This window comes from Streptomyces sp. AC512_CC834 (genome assembly GCF_019049325.1).
Taxonomy (GTDB): domain Bacteria; phylum Actinomycetota; class Actinomycetes; order Streptomycetales; family Streptomycetaceae; genus Streptomyces.
Genome location: NZ_JAGMUO010000014.1, coordinates 411,455 through 428,291 on the forward strand (window position 1 = coordinate 411,455; position 16,837 = coordinate 428,291).

Genomic DNA, 16,837 nt, shown 5'->3' on the forward strand with positions numbered 1-16,837 from the left:
GTTGACCCATTGCCGGGTGTCGTGCACACTTGAGCCTGTTCCACTCAAGTCAGCTGGAGGTTATTCACCATGGCACGTGCGGTCGGCATCGACCTGGGCACGACTAACTCCGTCGTCAGCGTTCTGGAGGGCGGCGAGCCCACCGTCATCACCAACGCCGAGGGCGCCAGGACCACGCCGTCCGTCGTCGCCTTCGCCAAGAACGGCGAGGTGCTCGTCGGCGAGGTGGCCAAGCGCCAGGCGGTCACGAACGTCGACAGGACCATCCGCTCGGTCAAGCGTCACATGGGCACCGACTGGAAGGTCAACCTGGACGGCAAGGACTTCAACCCGCAGCAGATCAGCGCCTTCGTGCTGCAGAAGCTGAAGCGGGACGCCGAGTCCTACCTGGGCGAGAAGGTGACCGACGCGGTCATCACCGTCCCGGCGTACTTCAACGACGCCGAGCGCCAGGCCACCAAGGAGGCCGGTGAGATCGCGGGCCTCAACGTCCTGCGCATCGTCAACGAGCCGACCGCCGCCGCGCTGGCGTACGGCCTGGACAAGGAAGAGCAGGTCATCCTGGTCTTCGACCTCGGTGGCGGCACGTTCGACGTCTCGCTGCTCGAGATCGGCGACGGCGTCGTCGAGGTGAAGGCCACCAACGGTGACAACAACCTCGGTGGTGACGACTGGGACCAGCGCGTCGTCGACTACCTGGTCAAGCAGTTCCAGTCCGGCCACGGCGTGGACCTCGGCAAGGACAAGATGGCCCTCCAGCGCCTGCGCGAGGCCGCCGAGAAGGCCAAGATCGAGCTGTCCTCGTCCACCGAGACCTCGATCAACCTCCCCTACATCACGGCGTCCGCCGAGGGCCCGCTGCACCTGGACGAGAAGCTCACCCGCGCCCAGTTCCAGCAGTTGACGTCCGACCTGCTGGAGCGCTGCAAGACGCCGTTCCACAACGTCATCAAGGACGCCGGCATCCAGCTCAGCGAGATCGACCACGTCGTTCTCGTCGGTGGCTCCACCCGTATGCCCGCCGTCGCCGAGCTGGTCAAGGAGCTGACCGGCGGCAAGGACGCCAACAAGGGCGTCAACCCGGACGAGGTCGTCGCCATCGGCGCCGCCCTGCAGGCCGGTGTCCTCAAGGGCGAGGTCAAGGACGTCCTGCTCCTCGACGTCACCCCGCTGTCCCTCGGCATCGAGACCAAGGGCGGCATCATGACCAAGCTGATCGAGCGGAACACGACGATCCCGACGAAGCGTTCGGAGATCTTCACCACCGCCGAGGACAACCAGCCCTCCGTGCAGATCCAGGTCTACCAGGGCGAGCGCGAGATCGCGGCGTACAACAAGAAGCTCGGGATGTTCGAGCTGACCGGTCTGCCGCCGGCGCCCCGCGGCGTCCCGCAGATCGAGGTCGCCTTCGACATCGACGCCAACGGCATCATGCACGTGACCGCGAAGGACCTGGGCACGGGCAAGGAGCAGAAGATGACCGTCACCGGCGGCTCCTCGCTGCCGAAGGACGAGGTCGACCGGATGCGCCAGGAGGCCGAGAAGTACGCGGAGGAGGACCACGCCCGCCGCGAGGCCGCCGAGTCCCGCAACCAGGGCGAGCAGCTCGTCTACCAGACGGAGAAGTTCCTCAAGGACAACGAGGACAAGGTCCCCGGCGAGATCAAGACCGAGGTCGAGGAGTCCGTCGCCGAGCTGAAGGAGAAGCTCAAGGGCGAGGACACCGCCGAGATCCGCACCGCCACGGAGAAGGTCGCCGCCGTCTCGCAGAAGCTGGGCCAGGCCATGTACGCCGACGCGGCGGCCGGGCAGGCCGCCGGCGGCGACGCCCCGGGCGCCGGTGAGGGTGCCGGAGCCGACGACAAGAGCGGCGCCGACGACGACGTCGTCGACGCCGAGATCGTGGACGACGAGCGCAAGGACGGTGCCGCGTGACGGAGGAGACCCCGGGTTTCGACGAGAAGCCCGACGTCCCCTCCGGCGCCACCCCTGACGACGCCGAGCCGAAGGCCGCCTCCGAAGAGGGGGCGGCCCCGGCCGGGGACGCGAGCGAGAACGCGGGCCTGGTGGCCCAGTTGGATCAGGTGCGCACGGCGCTCGGTGAGCGCACGGCGGACCTCCAGCGACTCCAGGCCGAGTACCAGAACTACCGCCGCCGGGTCGAGCGGGACCGCGTCGCGGTCAAGGAGGTCGCGATCGCGAACCTCCTGTCCGAGCTGCTTCCCGTGGTCGACGACATCGGCCGCGCCCGGGAACACGGCGAACTCGTCGGCGGCTTCAAGTCCGTCGCGGAGTCGCTGGAGACGGTCATCGCCAAGATGGGCCTCCAGCAGTTCGGCAAGGAGGGCGAGCCCTTCGACCCGACGATCCACGAGGCCCTGATGCACTCCTACGCACCGGACGTCACCGAGACGACCTGCGTGGCGATCCTGCAGCCCGGGTACCGGTTCGGCGAGCGCACCATCCGCCCCGCGCGGGTGGCGGTCGCCGAGCCGCAGCCGGGTGCGCAGCCCGCCAAGCCGGCCGAGGAGAGCGCCGAGGCCCAGGCCGACCCCGCGGACAACGACGGGAACGCCGGAAGCACCGGTAACGCCGGGAACGCCGGGGGCAAGGAGAGCGGTGGCCCGGAGGAGGGCTGACGTCAACACGGAAATCGGGAAGGAGGGACGTCGGGGATGAGCACCAAGGACTTCATCGAGAAGGACTTCTACAAGGTCCTCGGCGTCCCCAAGGACGCCACCGAGGCCGAGATCAAGAAGGCGTACCGGAAGCTCGCCCGCGAGTACCACCCGGACGCCAACAAGGGAAACGTCAAGGCGGAGGAGCGCTTCAAGGAGATCTCCGAGGCCAACGACATCCTCGGTGACCCCAAGAAGCGCAAGGAGTACGACGAGGCCCGCGCCCTCTTCGGCAACGGAGGTTACCGTCCGGGGCCGGGCGCGGGCGGTGGCGGCGGCAGCTTCAACTTCGACCTGGGCGACCTCTTCGGAGGCGGCGCCCAGGGCGGGGGAGCCGGCGGCCAGGGTGGCGCCGGCGGCTTCGGCGGCGGACTCGGGGACGTCTTCGGGGGCCTGTTCAACCGCACCGGCGGCGCACCTGGCACCGGCACCGGCACCGGCACGCGCACGCAGCCGCGCCGCGGCCAGGACATCGAGTCCGAGGTCACCCTGAGCTTCACGGAGGCCATCGAGGGCGCCACCGTCCCGCTGCGGATGTCCTCGCAGTCGCCCTGCAAGGCCTGTTCCGGCACCGGCGACAAGAACGGCACGCCGCGCGTGTGCCCGACCTGCGTCGGCACCGGCCAGGTCGCCCGGGGCTCGGGCGGCGGCTTCTCGCTCACCGACCCGTGTCCGGACTGCAAGGGCCGCGGCCTGATCGCCGAGGACCCCTGCGAGGTCTGCAAGGGCTCCGGACGCGCCAAGTCCTCGCGGACGATGCAGGTCCGTATCCCCGCCGGGGTCTCGGACGGGCAGCGCATCCGGCTGCGCGGCAAGGGCACGCCGGGCGAGCGGGGCGGTCCGGCGGGCGACCTGTACGTGGTCGTGCACGTCGAGGACCACCCCGTCTTCGGCCGCAGGGGCGACCACCTCACCGTCACCGTCCCGGTCACCTACACCGAGGCGGCCCTCGGCGGCGAGGTCCGGGTCCCCACCCTGGGCGGTCCGCCCGTCACGCTGAAGCTGCCGGCGGGCACGCCGGGGGGCCGCACCATGCGGGCCCGGGGCAAGGGCGCGGTCCGCAAGGACGGCAGCCGCGGCGACCTTCTGGTCACCGTGGAGGTGAGTGTTCCCAAGGACCTGACGGGGAAGGCTCGTGACGCACTGGAGGCGTATCGCGAGGCGACCGCGGACGAGGATCCGCGGGCGGAGTTGTTCCAGGCCGCGAAGGGAGCTTGATGGGGATGGACGGTCGTCGACGCAACCCGTATGAACTGACCGAGGACACCCCGGTCTACGTCATCTCGGTGGCGGCCCAGCTCTCCGGCCTGCACCCGCAGACCCTGCGCCAGTACGACCGCCTCGGCCTGGTCTCCCCGGACCGCACGGCCGGCCGCGGCCGGCGCTACTCGGCCCGCGACATCGAACTGCTCCGGCAGGTCCAGCAGTTGTCGCAGCACGAAGGCATCAACCTGGCCGGCATCAAGCGCATCATCGAACTGGAGAACCAGGTCGCGGCCCTCCAGGCCCGGGCGGCCGAGCTGGCCGACGCCCTCGAGGGCGCGGCGACGGCGATGCGCCAGCGCGAGGCGGCGGTGCACGCGTCGTACCGCCGTGACCTGGTCCCTTACCAAGAGGTACAGCAGACCAGCGCCCTCGTGGTGTGGCGGCCCAAGCGCCACGGCCAGCCCCCGGACTGACCGGCGGCGCAAGCGGCACAAGGGAAAACGGCATGGACAGCCCCGGAGACCGACTCGGTCTCCGGGGCTTGTTCACAACGGTGCTGTCTCATTGGTCTAGTACTTCTTGACGATTTGGTGAAGACAGCGTTGGCTTCGTTCACCAGGGTCAGCAGGGTCACCAGGGTCACCTGGGTCACCCGGGTCAACTGGGTCACCATCAACACCCGTGTGTCGGAAGGTAAGCGCAGTGAGCACCCGTGCCCGTCGTATCGCCATATCCGTGGCCGCGTCCCTGATGACCTTCTCGCTGGCCTCCTGCGGTGTGCTGGGCGCGTCGGAGAGCAGCGACGAGGCCAGTCCGACCAAGGGCAACGACATCACTGTCGGGCTGCTGCTCCCGGAGAAGGAGAACACGCGCTACGAGCAGTTCGACTACCCCTTCTTCAAGGCGAAGGTCGGTGACCTCACGCGCGACCAGGGCGACGTCAAGTACGCCAACGCCGAGGCCAGCGCCACCAAGCAGGCCGACCAGATGCAGCAGATGATCGACGCCAAGGTCGACGTGATCGTCCTGGACGCGGTCGACGCGCACGCCATCGCCGACGAGGTGCACAAGGCCAAGGACGCCGGCGTCCCCGTCATCGCCTACGACCGGCTGGCCGAGGGCCCGATCGACGCCTACATCTCCTTCGACAACGAGCTGGTCGGCGAGGTCCAGGGCCGCTCCCTCATCGAGGCACTCGGCGACGACGCGGACGGTTCCGACAAGATCGTCATGATGAACGGCTCGTCCACCGACCCGAACGCCAAGCAGTTCAAGGCGGGCGCGCTGTCCGAGCTGAACGGCAAGGTGACGATCGCCCAGTCCTTCGACACCAAGGACTGGAAGCCGGAGAACGCCGAGGCGAACATGACCGAGGCGATCAAGAAGATCGGCAAGAACGACATCGCGGGCGTCTACTCCGCCAACGACGGCATGGCGGGCGGCATCATCAAGGCCCTCGAGGACGCCGGCGTCACCGACCTGCCGCCGATCACCGGCCAGGACGCGGAACTGTCGGCGGTGCAGCGGATCGTCACCGGCGAGCAGTACATGAGCGTCTACAAGTCCTACCCGCAGGAGGCCGAGAACGCCGCGGAGATGGCCGTGGCGCGGGTCCAGGGCCGGGACATCCAGTTCGACGCGCTCGCCCGCGACAAGGTCGACAGCCCCACCCACAAGGGCATCCCCGCCCAGCTCGTCCCCGTCGTCGCCCTCACCAAGAGCAACATCGAGGACACCGTCATCGCGGACGGCTTCTACAAGGTTTCCGACATCTGCACCGCCAAGTACGCGGCGGACTGCGAGGAGCTGGGGCTCAAGTAGGCCGGGCGCTGTCCCGACGCTGCCCCTGTGCCGTCCCGGTGCCATCCAGGTCCCGTCGACCGGGCATTCCTTCCGAAACCGGTCCGTTCCGGATCCCGTTCCGGATCCCGCTCCGGGCGGAGCCGTGTTGCGGAGCCGGTCTCGGCCGCGCATAGTTGCGCTGCGGAAGAGCCGGAACCGGGGGTGGGATGGGCGATGGCCGGGCACGGGGCTCAGGAGCACCCGCACGGGGCCGACCGGCTGTGCGCGGCCGGAGACCGCGTGTACTCCCGGGCCGTACGCCGCGGCCGGGTGCCGCGCCAGGACGCCGAGCCGGTCCCGTGCCTCCTCGAACTGGCCCTGCTGCACCCCGACCCCGACGACATGGACTGGCTGGTGCCGACCTCCCCGCAGGAGGTCATGACGCGGCTGCTGCGCGGGGTCCACGACGAGGTCAGCGCCAGTCAGCGGCGGGTGGGCTCGGCCGTGGAGGCCTTCGAGTGGTACGCGGGCCTCGGCCGGCTGCTCCAGACCCCGGCCGGCACGGAGAGCACGGCGATCCGCGTCCTCGACGGGCTGTCCCGCATCCAGGCCGCGATGGACGAGGCGACCCAGGCCTGCACCACGGAGGTGCTCACCGTCCAGCCCGGCGGCATCCGGCGCGAGCACGAGCTGTCGGAGGGCCTGCACCGGGCGCTGGCGCTGCGCGGGCGCGGGGTGCGGATGCGGGACCTGTACACGCACGTCGCCCGGCACGGCCAGGGCCTGCTCAACTACCTGGAGCTGATGGGCGACGCGGTGGAGGCCCGCACCCTCGACGAGGTCATCGACCGCCTCATCCTCTTCGACCGCACGGTCGCCTTCATCCCCGCCAACACCGACCGCACGGTGGCCCTGGAGCTGCGCCACCCCGCGCTGGTCGCCTACCTGGTCACGGTCTTCGAACGCCTCTGGCGCCTCGCGATCCCGCTGACCGCCGCCCTCCCCGAAACCGGCATCGAGGGCATCTCCCACCGCGAGCAGTCCATCGCGGCGCTCCTCGCGGAGGGCCACCAGGACGCGGTGATCGCGGAACGCCTCGGCATCAGCGTCCGCACCGCCCGCGCGCACATCGCCCGCCTCTCGGAGACCCTGGGCGCGGCCAGCCGCACGCAGTTGGGCGTCCGCATAGCCCAGGCCGGCCTGGACGGCTCCCCGCGCAGCGCGCCTGCCCCCGTCATCCTTCCCGGTCAAGAATCCCCGACTGCCCGATGAGATACCCGAGCTGAGCCCGGCTCTCACTGCCGAGGGTGGCGGCGAGTTTGGCGATGTGGACGCGGGCGGTGCGGACGTTCATGCCGAGGCGGTCGGCGATGTCGGTGTCGGTGTGGCCTTCGACGAGGAGGGCGGCTATGGCGCGTTGGCGTGGGGTGATGCCGTTGAGGGTGGGCTGGTGGACGGCTTCGGGGTACATGGGGGTGGCGAGGTGCCAGAGGCGGTCGAAGGTGTTGATGAAGTAGGCGATGAGTGCGGGGTGGCGGACTTCGAGGGCGAGTGAGCGGTCGGCGCTGGCGGGGATGAAGGCGACGGTGCGGTCGACGATGATGAGGCGGTCGGTCACCTCGTCGAGCGTGCGGGCCTCCACGTCGCCGGTCAGTTGTTCGTAGCGGTCCCGCGTGTAGGGGGTGTGCCGGACGGTGTGCTGATACAGGGCGCGAATACGGGCGCCGCGGTCAAGGAAGGCCTGGTCCCGTTTCATGGCGGCTTTGTGGACCTCAGGGTCCCTCGTGAGGTGTGGGCGGTACGGCTGGATGGTCAGAGCGTGTTCCGTGGCATCGGACAGAGCGTCGGCGATTGCGCGACTGATCTGCTCCTTCCCTGTGACCGCCATGAGCGCGGTGACGTCCGCTGCCTCGGAAGACTCCTCGCGTATCAGCGGGGCGAAGGCCACCACCAGCTTCTCCTCGCGGCGCCGTTCGTCGGCGATGCGCTGGCCCGAGGCGCGCAGCAGGCTGTGCAGTGCGGCCATCGGCGAGGCCGGTTCGAGCCTGTCCGGGTCGTCGAGCGCCGGGTGAAGAAGTCCGAAGTCGACCAAGCAGGGAGCCATGCCGGTGGCCGACGGTGTCACGTGCCCTTCCCGCAGGGCCTGCTGGTACACCCGCACACCCGCGGGGCACATTTCTTCCGGTCCGTGCTCCGGATGCGACACCGTCACTGACCGACATCCCCTTGCCTGAGTATTCCTGACTCGGCTATTAGATACCCCAGTTGGGCGCGGCTTTCGCTGCCGAGGGTGGCGGCGAGTTTGGCGATGTGGACGCGGGCGGTGCGGACGTTCATGCCGAGGCGGTCGGCGATGTCTGCGTCGGTGTGGCCCTCGACGAGGAGAGACGCGATGGTGTGTTGACGCGGCGTGATGCCATTGAGAGACGGGCGCTGGGCCGCCTCCGGATGCATGGGCGTGGCGAGCCGCCAGAGGCGCTCGAAGGTGGTCACGAAATAGGTGATGAGGGCGGGGTGACGGACCTCCAGGGCAAGCGTGGCCTCACCACCGGCGGGGATGAAAGCGACCCGGCGGTCGACGATGATGAGACGGTCGGTCACCTCGTCCAGGGAGCGTGCCTCGGCGTCTCCACGCAACTGCTCGTAGCGGGCACGGACTATCGGCAAGTGACGCTGCGTGTGCTGATAAAGGGTGCGGATCCGTGCACCGCGGTCGAGCATGTCCTGATCGCGTCGCAGTGACAGATTTTGGGACAATTGCCCGCGCCGGTCGGCGTAGTGGGAGTTGGGCTGGATGCACAGCAGTTCGCTCGTCGCGTCTTCCATGACATCGCTGATGGCCTGGTTGATCTGCGGGATGCCACTGAGGACACGTACGGCCCCGGCGTCGGCCCCGGCCGTGCGTCGGCCGTCGACCTGCATGAGCGGTTCGAACGTCGCGGACAACCGGGCTTCCCGCCGTCTTTCCTCCGCGACACGCTGTGCCGAGACGTCCAGCATCCGGTGCAGGGCGACGGCCGGAGCGACCGGCTCGAGCCAGTCGGGTTCGCCGACGGAGGGCTGCAGCAGTCCGTAGGCCGTCAGGCAGGGCGTCGCGGTGGCTTCCAGGGCCCGCACCCGGCCCTCACGAAGTGCCTGTGTGTACAGGACCGTCGCTGCGGCACAGAGATCCTCCGGACCGTGCTCCAGGTGCGGTTCCGTAGCCCTGTGCTCGCGCGCCCTTCCCGTCACGGGCTGCCCCCGTCGACGACGTCCTGGTTCGCCTGTTCCAGGATTCCCGACTGAGCGATGAGATAGCCCAGTTGGGCGCGGCTGCCGCTGCCGAGGGCGGAGGCCAGTTTGGCTATGTGGGCCCGGCACGTGCGTACGTTCATGCCCAGGCGTCGGGCGATCGCCTCGTCGACGTGGCCTTCGACCAGCAACTTGGCTATGGAGTGCTGGATGTCGGTGATGCCGTCGGGTGCGGTCTCGTAGGGGGCGCCGGCGGTGAGCGGCACAGCTCGACCCCAGATGAACTCGAACACCTTGATCAGATAGCGGACGAGCCCCGGGTGGCGAATTTCCAGGGCGACCTGTCGGTCGTCTCGGATGGGGATGAAGGCCACGGTCTCGTCGCAGATGATGAGCCGCTCGACGAGTTCGTCGATGGTGCGGTACTCGGCCTTCCCGTTCGGGAACTGGTCCACGTATGCCATGCGCTCGGGGCTGTACCGTGCCGTGTGCTGGTAGAGGGTTCGGATCCGCACCCCACGCTCGATCAGAGTGCTGTCGCGTTCCAGTCCCTCAATGAGTCTGCGCTCGGGGTGCCGGGCACTCGGCTGGACTGTGAGCATCTCGACCACGCACTGGTCCGTGGCCAGGTCGAGGGCCGCGTTGATGCGGTCGAGCCCTTCCAGCACGGTGATCGAGTGGGTCGGTGCCGCACCCTGCGCACTGAGGGCCATGAAGGGCTCGAAGGCCGCGGCCAGCTCGATCGAGGTGCGCCTGCGCTCGGATATCTCGTGCTCGATGGGATTCAGCCGCCGCGCGAGGGCGACTGCCGGAGACACGGGTAGGAGCCAGTTGGCGTCGTCGGGGTCCGGGTGCAGGAGGGCGAACTCCATCAGGCAGGGGACGGGATCTGCCTCCCCGCGGGCGATACGTCCGGTGCGCAGGGCGTTCGCGTAGAGGCGTGCCCCCTCCTCGCACAGTTCCGTAACTGCATGGGGATGTGTCGCTTTGGCCTGATTTGTTGTCAAATCTCCACCCCCCAGGGTCCTGAACGTGCAGGAACATGATGCACCGATTGTGTGGCCATGACGTGCCTATATGAGCCATCGTCTTATCTGACGGGGGAAGAGGGGACCTTCAAGTGAGGACGAAGCTGGCTATGTCTAAGAGAATGCTTCGCTCGGTGCTTGTCGCCGCCTTCTCCGCCGTTGTGGCCTTCGGAACTCTGAGTGGCCTCTCCGTGGCGAAGGGTGACGCCCAAGCGGATAGCGTCTGGTCATTCGCGGCAGCGACTGCTACGCCTGCCGACGCGGACGGGGAAGCTCTCACAGACGACAGTGTGTGGTCGTGATATGACAACTCCACCCGACGACCGCTCCTTCCGCCGCGAAATGGCCACCGCCTACCGCTCCGGCTGGCACTTCATCGACCTGGTCACCGCGATCCCCCACGCCGGTGACTCCCTGATGGTGACCGTCTTCGGCGAGCCGGTCGTCGTCACGCTGGACGAGGACGGCGACCTACGGGCGTACCGGTGTCTGCGGCGGCCTCGGGGGGCGCCGCAGCCTGTGCGGTGTGCCATCCGGTACGGAATGATTTTTGTGAACCTGGATCAGAGGGACCACCGGCTCGCGCAGCCGGAGGACTCCGAAGTGAGGACCATCTCGGCCACCCCCCGCAGTGCCTGACGCGATTCCCCCGTCGTAACAGATCGCTCAGGTGCTTCCCCCCGGCAGCGGCGTCACCGTGACCTGAACACGGTGACGCCGCTGTCGTATGTGGCGATTTATCTAGATATCGGCCGCTTCTGAGGCTGGCTGAAATGACTCTCGTGTCGCGCGCCCGCGGTTCCGTGGGAAGACCCTGGTGTCACCGGCGGAAACCCACGCCTTCCTCCTTGAGCGGAATAGGCTCAACTTTGTGTAGGTTGTTCGAGTCAGCAGTGGAAGACCGTGGAAACGGTGGGAGACAAGGCCGGACCGCCGACGGCCGACGGCCGATGCCAGGAGGAGAGCCAGAACGTGGACGCCGAGCTGACCAACCGGAGCCGGGACGCCATCAACGCGGCCAGCAACCGGGCCGTGACCGAGGGAAACGCCGACCTCACCCCCGCCCACCTGCTCCTGGCGCTGCTCCAGGGTCAGGACAACGAGAACATCACCGACCTGCTCGCCGCCGTCGAGGCCGACCTCGCCGCCGTGCGCTCCGGCGCCGAGCGCATCGTGGCCGGGCAGCCCAGCGTGACCGGGTCCACCGTCGCACCCCCGCAGCCCAGCCGTGAGATGCTCGCCGTGGTCGCCGACGCCCAGGCCCGCGCCAAGGAGCTCGGGGACGAGTACCTCTCCACCGAGCACCTGCTCCTCGGCATCGCCGCGAAGGGCGGCACGGCCGGAGAGGTACTGGAGGGGCAGGGAGCGAGTGCGAAGAAGCTGCAAGAAGCCTTCCGCAAGGCGAGGGGAGGACGACGGGTGACCACCGCCGACCCCGAGGGCCAGTACAAGGCCCTGGAGAAGTTCGGCACCGACCTCACCGCCGCCGCGCGGGACGGGAAGCTCGACCCCGTCATCGGGCGCGACCAGGAGATCCGGCGCGTGGTCCAGGTGCTCAGCCGGCGGACCAAGAACAACCCCGTTCTCATCGGCGAACCCGGCGTCGGCAAGACCGCCGTCGTCGAGGGGCTCGCCCAGCGGATCATCAAGGGGGACGTGCCCGAGTCGCTGAAGGACAAGCGTCTGGTCGCGCTCGACCTGGGCGCCATGGTCGCCGGCGCCAAGTACCGCGGTGAGTTCGAGGAGCGGCTGAAGACCGTGCTCGCCGAGATCAAGGACTCCGACGGCCAGATCGTCACCTTCATCGACGAGCTGCACACCGTCGTCGGCGCCGGCGCCGGCGGGGACTCCGCCATGGACGCCGGGAACATGCTCAAACCCATGCTCGCGCGCGGCGAGCTGCGCATGGTCGGCGCCACCACCCTCGACGAGTACCGGGAACGGATCGAGAAGGACCCCGCCCTGGAGCGGCGCTTCCAGCAGGTGCTGGTCGCCGAGCCGACCGTCGAGGACTCCATCGCGATCCTGCGCGGGCTCAAGGGCCGCTACGAGGCCCACCACAAGGTGCAGATCGCCGACAGCGCGCTGGTGGCCGCCGCCACCCTCTCCGACCGGTACATCACCTCCCGCTTCCTGCCCGACAAGGCCATCGACCTCGTCGACGAGGCCGCGTCCCGGCTCCGCATGGAGATCGACTCGTCCCCCGTCGAGATCGACGAACTCCAGCGCGCCGTCGACCGCCTGAAGATGGAGGAGCTGGCGATCGGCAAGGAGACCGACGCCGCCTCCCTCGAACGCCTGGAGCGGCTGCGGCGCGACCTCGCCGACAAGGAGGAGGAGCTGCGCGGCCTCAACGCCCGCTGGGAGAAGGAGAAGCAGTCCCTCAACCGGGTCGGCGAGCTGAAGGAGAAGCTCGACGAACTGCGCGGGACGGCCGAACGCGCCCAGCGCGACGGCGACTTCGACACCGCCAGCAAGCTGCTCTACGGCGAGATCCCCACCCTGGAGCGGGACCTGGAGGCCGCCTCCGAGGCCGAGGAGGAGGTCGCCCGGGACACCATGGTCAAGGAGGAGGTCGGCGCCGACGACATCGCCGACGTCGTCGCCTCCTGGACCGGCATCCCCGCCGGCCGCCTCCTGGAGGGCGAGACGCAGAAGCTGCTGCGCATGGAGGACGAGCTGGGCAAGCGGCTCATCGGACAGGGCCAGGCCGTACGGGCCGTGTCCGACGCCGTACGCCGCAGCAGGGCCGGGATCGCCGACCCCGACCGGCCCACCGGGTCGTTCCTCTTCCTCGGCCCCACCGGCGTCGGCAAGACCGAGCTGGCCAAGGCGCTCGCCGACTTCCTCTTCGACGACGAGCGGGCCATGGTCCGCATCGACATGTCGGAGTACAGCGAGAAGCACAGCGTGGCCCGGCTGGTCGGCGCCCCGCCCGGATACGTCGGCTACGAGGAGGGCGGGCAGCTCACCGAGGCCGTGCGGCGGCGCCCGTACACCGTCGTACTGCTCGACGAGGTCGAGAAGGCGCACCCGGAGGTCTTCGACATCCTGCTCCAGGTGCTGGACGACGGCCGCCTCACCGACGGGCAGGGCCGCACCGTCGACTTCCGCAACACCATACTGGTCCTCACCTCCAACCTGGGCAGCCAGTACCTGGTCGACCCGACGACCGGCGAGGCGGAGAAGAAGCAGCAGGTCCTGGAAGTGGTCCGGTCCTCCTTCAAGCCGGAGTTCCTCAACCGGCTCGACGACCTCGTGGTCTTCTCGGCCCTCAGCAAGGAGGAACTGAGCCGCATCGCACGCCTCCAGATCAACGGCCTGGCCCGGCGGCTCGCCGAACGCCGCCTCACCCTGGAAGTCACCGACGAGGCCCTGACCTGGCTCGCCGAGGAGGGCAACGACCCGGCGTACGGCGCCCGCCCGCTGCGCCGCCTCGTCCAGACCGCGATCGGCGACCGGCTCGCCCGGGAGATCCTCTCCGGCGAGATCAAGGACGGCGACACGGTCCGCGTGGACCGCTTCGGCGACGACCTGATCGTGGGACCGGCGAGCGGCAAGACGCTGTAGAGCGCAAGGTCCTCTCCCATCGCGGTCCTGGAGCAGGTGTTCCAGGACCGCGTGGTCGTAATGAGGGCCCTTGCAGGGTGGCTTTCACGGTGAGCTTCGAGTCGATAATGAGGGTTTGACATAACTGAGGTGCCGGTGTGCTCGTTGTGTCGAATGGGAGGGATATCGATATGAAGCGAGTTCTGGCCGTTCAGCGCATCAGTCGTGACACCGAGGCGTCCTCAGCGCTCACGAGACAGGATGAGGCCCTCACGCGCGCGATGCGCCAGGGCACCTACAGGGAGGTGGGACGTGTCGTCGACGCCACCGTCTCCGGGGCTGTCCATCTCGACCAGCGTCCCAGTCTGAGGAGATGGCTCGCAGAGCCGCTGGTGCACGAATGGGACGTGCTCATGGTCACCGAGCAGGATCGTATTACGCGGGACGACATGCACTGGTGGGGCTTTGTCGACTGGATCCTGAAGAACGGGAAGGATGTCGAGGTACTCGACGATCCGACGTTCGACATCCAATCCGAAGACGGACGGATGCTCGCGGGTATCAAGGCGGCGCAGGCGGCCAAGTACCGCAAAGCGGTGCAGGCCAAGCAGCTCGACCGTACGCAGTTCTTCCGGGAGAACAGGCTGTGGAACGGTGGTGTGTGGCCGTTCGGCTATCGTGCCGAGGTCTTTTCCCATCTGGGGGAACGCCGCAAGCGTCTGGTGGTCGATTCCTGTACCTCGCAGCTTGTGCGTGAAGCGTACGACCGTCTTGTGCAGGGCGAGGGCACCGTCTACGCCGTGGCGAGGGACTGGAACCTTCGGGGTGTGCCCAGCGCCCGCGATCACCAGCGCAGGGAACAGAACAAGGATCTGCCGGAACAGGAACGCAGGCCGGAGAAGGGGACCCGCTGGTCCGTGACGCCACTGCGCAACATTCTGAGGTCACCCGCCCTGATGGGTGTGATGATGCATCGTTGTGAACCCGTCCTGGACGCCGAGGGACAACCCGTGGTCTGGGCCGAACCCGTCCTCACATCCGAAGAGTTCGCAGAGCTGCAGGAAGTGGTTCTCACCGAGCAGCGCACGGCGGAATCCGGACCGGGCAAGCGCTGGCGGACTCCGCTGCTCGGTGTGGTCTTCTGCCTGTGCGGTCGGCCTATGTACGTTCGGCACCAGAAGAACCGTCTGGCTGATGGCACGACGGCGGTCTTGACGTACTACCAGTGTCGGTCCGTCTCCGAAATGAATCGCTGTGAGGCTCCTTCGACGTGGCGGGCCGAAAGTCTCTGTGCAGTCCTGGAGCGGGACTTTTTGGACCGGGCCGGTGACCGGACCGAGATGACGCGCACCTATGTACCGGGTCGGGACCACACTGCGGCCATCGCCGAGTTGCGCAACGCCCTTGCCAATCTCACCGTCGCCATCGGGACGGCAACCGCACCGGCTGCCGTTGCTGCTCTCACCCGGCAGATGGACGAACATGCGAGGACGATCACGAGGCTGGAAGCTGAGCCGGTGGTCCATGCTCGGTGGAAGGAGGAGCCCACTGGTGTGACCTACCGAGAACAGTGGCGTGCGGCCAAGGACTGGGAGAGCCGGGCAGCGCTCCTCGCCAAGGCCGGTGTTCGCTTCTTCTGCGAAGGAACGCACAAGTCGGGAAGCGTACACATGTACTTTCCCTCCGCCTCACAGCGCCGGGTGAGCGGCGTGAGTCCTTCGAGAGAGGCTGAGGAGATTCTCGGAATCGGTCCTCTCGAGGAGGAAGCCCGCCGGTATTTCACAGACCTGCGGCGAACCAAGGGGATGGGGCCGGGGTTCTGGTACTCACGCTGACCCGACCCGCGCGGCTGGCTCCCGGCCAGGCAGGTTGCCGGGCACGGCCCAGGCGAGAGAGGGTGGTCCGTACGTCTGGCCTCAGCTATGGCCGGACGAGCCAGACGACCGCAGGAGTGTCCCAGAATGTCTATCGACCCGTCTTCGATTCCGAACTTCGGGGGCAAGCAGCCCGAGCCGCAGCCCCAAGGACCGGCGGGCCCCGTCGTCCCGGATCAGGATCTTGTGAAGCAGCTCCTCGAACAGATGGAGCTGAAGTACGTCGTCGACGACGAGGGTGACCTCGCGGCGCCGTGGGAGCAGTTCCGTACGTACTTCATGTTCCGCGGCGAGGGTGACCAGCAGGTCTTCTCGGTGCGGACGTTCTACGACCGGCCCCACCAGATCGACGAGAAGCCCCAGCTCCTGGAGTCGATCGACGACTGGAACCGGCGCACCCTGTGGCCCAAGGTGTACTCCCACACCCACGACGACGGCACGGTCCGCCTCATCGGCGAGGCGCAGATGCTGATCGGCATGGGCGTCAGCCTGGAGCACTTCGTCTCCTCGACGGTTAGCTGGGTGCGGGCCGCCATCGAGTTCGACCGGTGGCTCGTGGAGCAGCTCGGTCTGGAGCAGGAGGTCAACGAGTCGGAGAAGCCGACGGACGAGGACGGCGAGTAGTCCGTCCCCGCGGCACGATCCAGCAGAGCCCGGCCCCCCGGCGTCACGGGGTGCCGGGCTCTCGCCGTTCCGGCGGGGCGCTCAGCCCGCCAGCGTCTTCAGGCGCCCCACCGCCTCCTCGAGGACCGAGGTCCGTTTGCAGAAGGCGAACCGGACGAAGGGCGCGCCCTCCTCCCGGTGGTCGTAGAAGACCGCGTTGGGGACGGCGACGACCCCGGCGCGCCGGGGCAGGGAGCGGCAGAAGGCGAAGCCGTCGCTCTCGCCGAGGGGGCGGATGTCGGTGGTGACGAAGTACGTCCCGGCGGGCCGGTACACGCCGAAGCCCGCCTCCGTCAGCCCCGCCGCCAGCAGGTCCCGCTTGGCCTCCATGTCCTCCCGGTAGGCGGCGAAGTACGAGTCGGGCAGCGCGAGGGCGTCCGCGACCGCGTACTGGAACGGGCCGGAGGCCACGTACGTCAGGTACTGCTTGGCCGAGCGGACCGCCGTGACCAGGGCGGGCGTGGCGGTGACCCAGCCGACCTTCCAGCCGGTGAACGAGAACGTCTTGCCGGCCGACCCGATCGTGACCGTGCGCTCGCGCATCCCCGGGAAGGTCGCCAGGGGGATGTGCTCGGCCGTGCCGAAGACCAGGTGCTCGTAGACCTCGTCGGTCACCACCAGCAGGTCCCGCTCCACGGCCAGCTCGGCGATGGCCGACAGTTCGGCGCGGGTCAGGACCGTGCCGGTCGGGTTGTGCGGGGTGTTCAGGAGCAGCAGGCGGGTGCGGTCGGTGACCGCGTCGCGCAGCTCGTCGAGGTCCAGCCGGAAGCAGGCCTCCCCGGTCTTCCCGGACTCCCCGGACTCTCTCGTCTCCCTGCCCTCCCCC

The 16,837-nt window shown here is 68.5% G+C and carries 14 protein-coding genes; 10 read left to right on the forward strand and 4 right to left on the reverse strand.

Going from position 1 to position 16,837, the window contains the following annotated elements; all coding sequences use genetic code 11:
* Positions 1-69 precede the first annotated feature (69 nt).
* The 6 genes from dnaK (at position 70) to KUM40_RS06000 (ending at position 6,938) form a co-directional block, all read left to right on the forward strand.
* A complete protein-coding gene (gene dnaK, locus KUM40_RS05975) occupies positions 70-1,935 on the forward strand; it encodes a molecular chaperone DnaK (protein ID WP_217163555.1) in 1,866 nt (621 codons plus the stop codon).
* Positions 1,932-2,639: a nucleotide exchange factor GrpE gene (gene grpE, locus KUM40_RS05980; RefSeq protein ID WP_217163557.1), complete on the forward strand. Its 708-nt coding sequence runs from the start codon at positions 1,932-1,934 to the stop codon at positions 2,637-2,639. The genes dnaK and grpE overlap by 4 nt, the downstream gene beginning before the upstream one ends.
* Before the next feature lie 36 nt (positions 2,640-2,675).
* The gene (gene dnaJ / locus KUM40_RS05985) at positions 2,676-3,896 is read left to right on the forward strand and encodes a molecular chaperone DnaJ (RefSeq protein WP_217163559.1); all 1,221 of its coding nucleotides are present in this window, start codon (positions 2,676-2,678) and stop codon (positions 3,894-3,896) included.
* A 5-nt stretch (positions 3,897-3,901) separates the two neighbouring features.
* Positions 3,902-4,357, forward strand: coding sequence for a heat shock protein transcriptional repressor HspR (locus tag KUM40_RS05990; RefSeq protein ID WP_217163561.1), 456 nt, complete (start codon positions 3,902-3,904; stop codon positions 4,355-4,357).
* Between the two features lie 229 nt (positions 4,358-4,586).
* Positions 4,587-5,705, forward strand: a complete 1,119-nt coding sequence (locus KUM40_RS05995) for a sugar ABC transporter substrate-binding protein (RefSeq protein ID WP_217163562.1) — start codon at positions 4,587-4,589, stop codon at positions 5,703-5,705.
* Positions 5,706-5,900: 195 nt separating this feature from the next.
* Entirely contained in the window at positions 5,901-6,938 is a 1,038-nt protein-coding gene (locus KUM40_RS06000; RefSeq protein ID WP_217163563.1) for a helix-turn-helix transcriptional regulator, read from the forward strand.
* Here the strand turns inward: KUM40_RS06000 and KUM40_RS06005 are convergent.
* Genes KUM40_RS06005 through KUM40_RS06015 form a run of 3 tightly spaced genes read right to left on the reverse strand, consistent with a single transcriptional unit; the run spans position 6,901 to position 9,904 of the window.
* A complete protein-coding gene (locus tag KUM40_RS06005) occupies positions 6,901-7,842 on the reverse strand; it encodes a LuxR C-terminal-related transcriptional regulator (protein WP_217163564.1) in 942 nt (313 codons plus the stop codon). The two genes, KUM40_RS06000 and KUM40_RS06005, sit on opposite strands and share 38 nt — an antisense overlap.
* A gap of 32 nt (positions 7,843-7,874) precedes the next feature.
* Positions 7,875-8,897 carry a helix-turn-helix transcriptional regulator gene (locus tag KUM40_RS06010; RefSeq protein ID WP_217163565.1) on the reverse strand — a complete coding sequence of 341 codons (1,023 nt, stop codon included), beginning with the start codon at positions 8,895-8,897 and terminating at the stop codon, positions 7,875-7,877.
* On the reverse strand, positions 8,894-9,904 hold the full coding sequence (locus tag KUM40_RS06015) for a helix-turn-helix transcriptional regulator (protein WP_217163566.1): 1,011 nt from the start codon (positions 9,902-9,904) through the stop codon (positions 8,894-8,896). Before KUM40_RS06015 ends, KUM40_RS06010 begins: the two co-directional genes overlap by 4 nt.
* Before the next feature lie 324 nt (positions 9,905-10,228).
* Here KUM40_RS06015 and KUM40_RS06020 point away from each other — a divergent pair, with 324 nt between their 5' ends.
* The 4 genes from KUM40_RS06020 to KUM40_RS06035 all read left to right on the forward strand — a co-directional run bounded on the left by KUM40_RS06020 (position 10,229) and on the right by KUM40_RS06035 (position 15,972).
* Positions 10,229-10,564, forward strand: coding sequence for a hypothetical protein (locus KUM40_RS06020; RefSeq protein ID WP_217163567.1), 336 nt, complete (start codon positions 10,229-10,231; stop codon positions 10,562-10,564).
* A 333-nt stretch (positions 10,565-10,897) separates the two neighbouring features.
* The gene (clpB, locus tag KUM40_RS06025) at positions 10,898-13,495 is read left to right on the forward strand and encodes an ATP-dependent chaperone ClpB (protein ID WP_217163625.1); all 2,598 of its coding nucleotides are present in this window, start codon (positions 10,898-10,900) and stop codon (positions 13,493-13,495) included.
* Between the two features lie 170 nt (positions 13,496-13,665).
* The gene (locus tag KUM40_RS06030; protein ID WP_217163569.1) at positions 13,666-15,309 is read left to right on the forward strand and encodes a recombinase family protein; all 1,644 of its coding nucleotides are present in this window, start codon (positions 13,666-13,668) and stop codon (positions 15,307-15,309) included.
* Positions 15,310-15,435: 126 nt separating this feature from the next.
* A complete protein-coding gene (locus tag KUM40_RS06035) occupies positions 15,436-15,972 on the forward strand; it encodes a YbjN domain-containing protein (RefSeq protein ID WP_217163570.1) in 537 nt (178 codons plus the stop codon).
* An 81-nt stretch (positions 15,973-16,053) separates the two neighbouring features.
* On the opposite strand, the gene KUM40_RS06040 is transcribed toward KUM40_RS06035, so the two are convergent.
* On the reverse strand, positions 16,054-16,837 hold a 784-nt coding region (locus KUM40_RS06040), incomplete at its 5' end, for an aminotransferase class I/II-fold pyridoxal phosphate-dependent enzyme (RefSeq protein WP_217163571.1).

What these genes read in the sequence shown, in the direction of transcription:
- KUM40_RS06030 (WP_217163569.1), top strand. Translation starts at nt 13,666, where the DNA reads ATGAAGCGAGTTCTGGCCGTTCAGCGCATCAGTCGTGACACCGAGGCG.
- KUM40_RS06035 (WP_217163570.1), top strand. Translation starts at nt 15,436, where the DNA reads ATGTCTATCGACCCGTCTTCGATTCCGAACTTCGGGGGCAAGCAGCCC.
- dnaK (WP_217163555.1), top strand. Translation starts at nt 70, where the DNA reads ATGGCACGTGCGGTCGGCATCGACCTGGGCACGACTAACTCCGTCGTC.
- KUM40_RS06000 (WP_217163563.1), top strand. Translation starts at nt 5,901, where the DNA reads ATGGCCGGGCACGGGGCTCAGGAGCACCCGCACGGGGCCGACCGGCTG.
- KUM40_RS06020 (WP_217163567.1), top strand. Translation starts at nt 10,229, where the DNA reads ATGACAACTCCACCCGACGACCGCTCCTTCCGCCGCGAAATGGCCACC.
- dnaJ (WP_217163559.1), top strand. Translation starts at nt 2,676, where the DNA reads ATGAGCACCAAGGACTTCATCGAGAAGGACTTCTACAAGGTCCTCGGC.
- KUM40_RS05990 (WP_217163561.1), top strand. Translation starts at nt 3,902, where the DNA reads ATGGACGGTCGTCGACGCAACCCGTATGAACTGACCGAGGACACCCCG.
- KUM40_RS06005 (WP_217163564.1), bottom strand. Translation starts at nt 7,842, where the DNA reads ATGTGCCCCGCGGGTGTGCGGGTGTACCAGCAGGCCCTGCGGGAAGGG.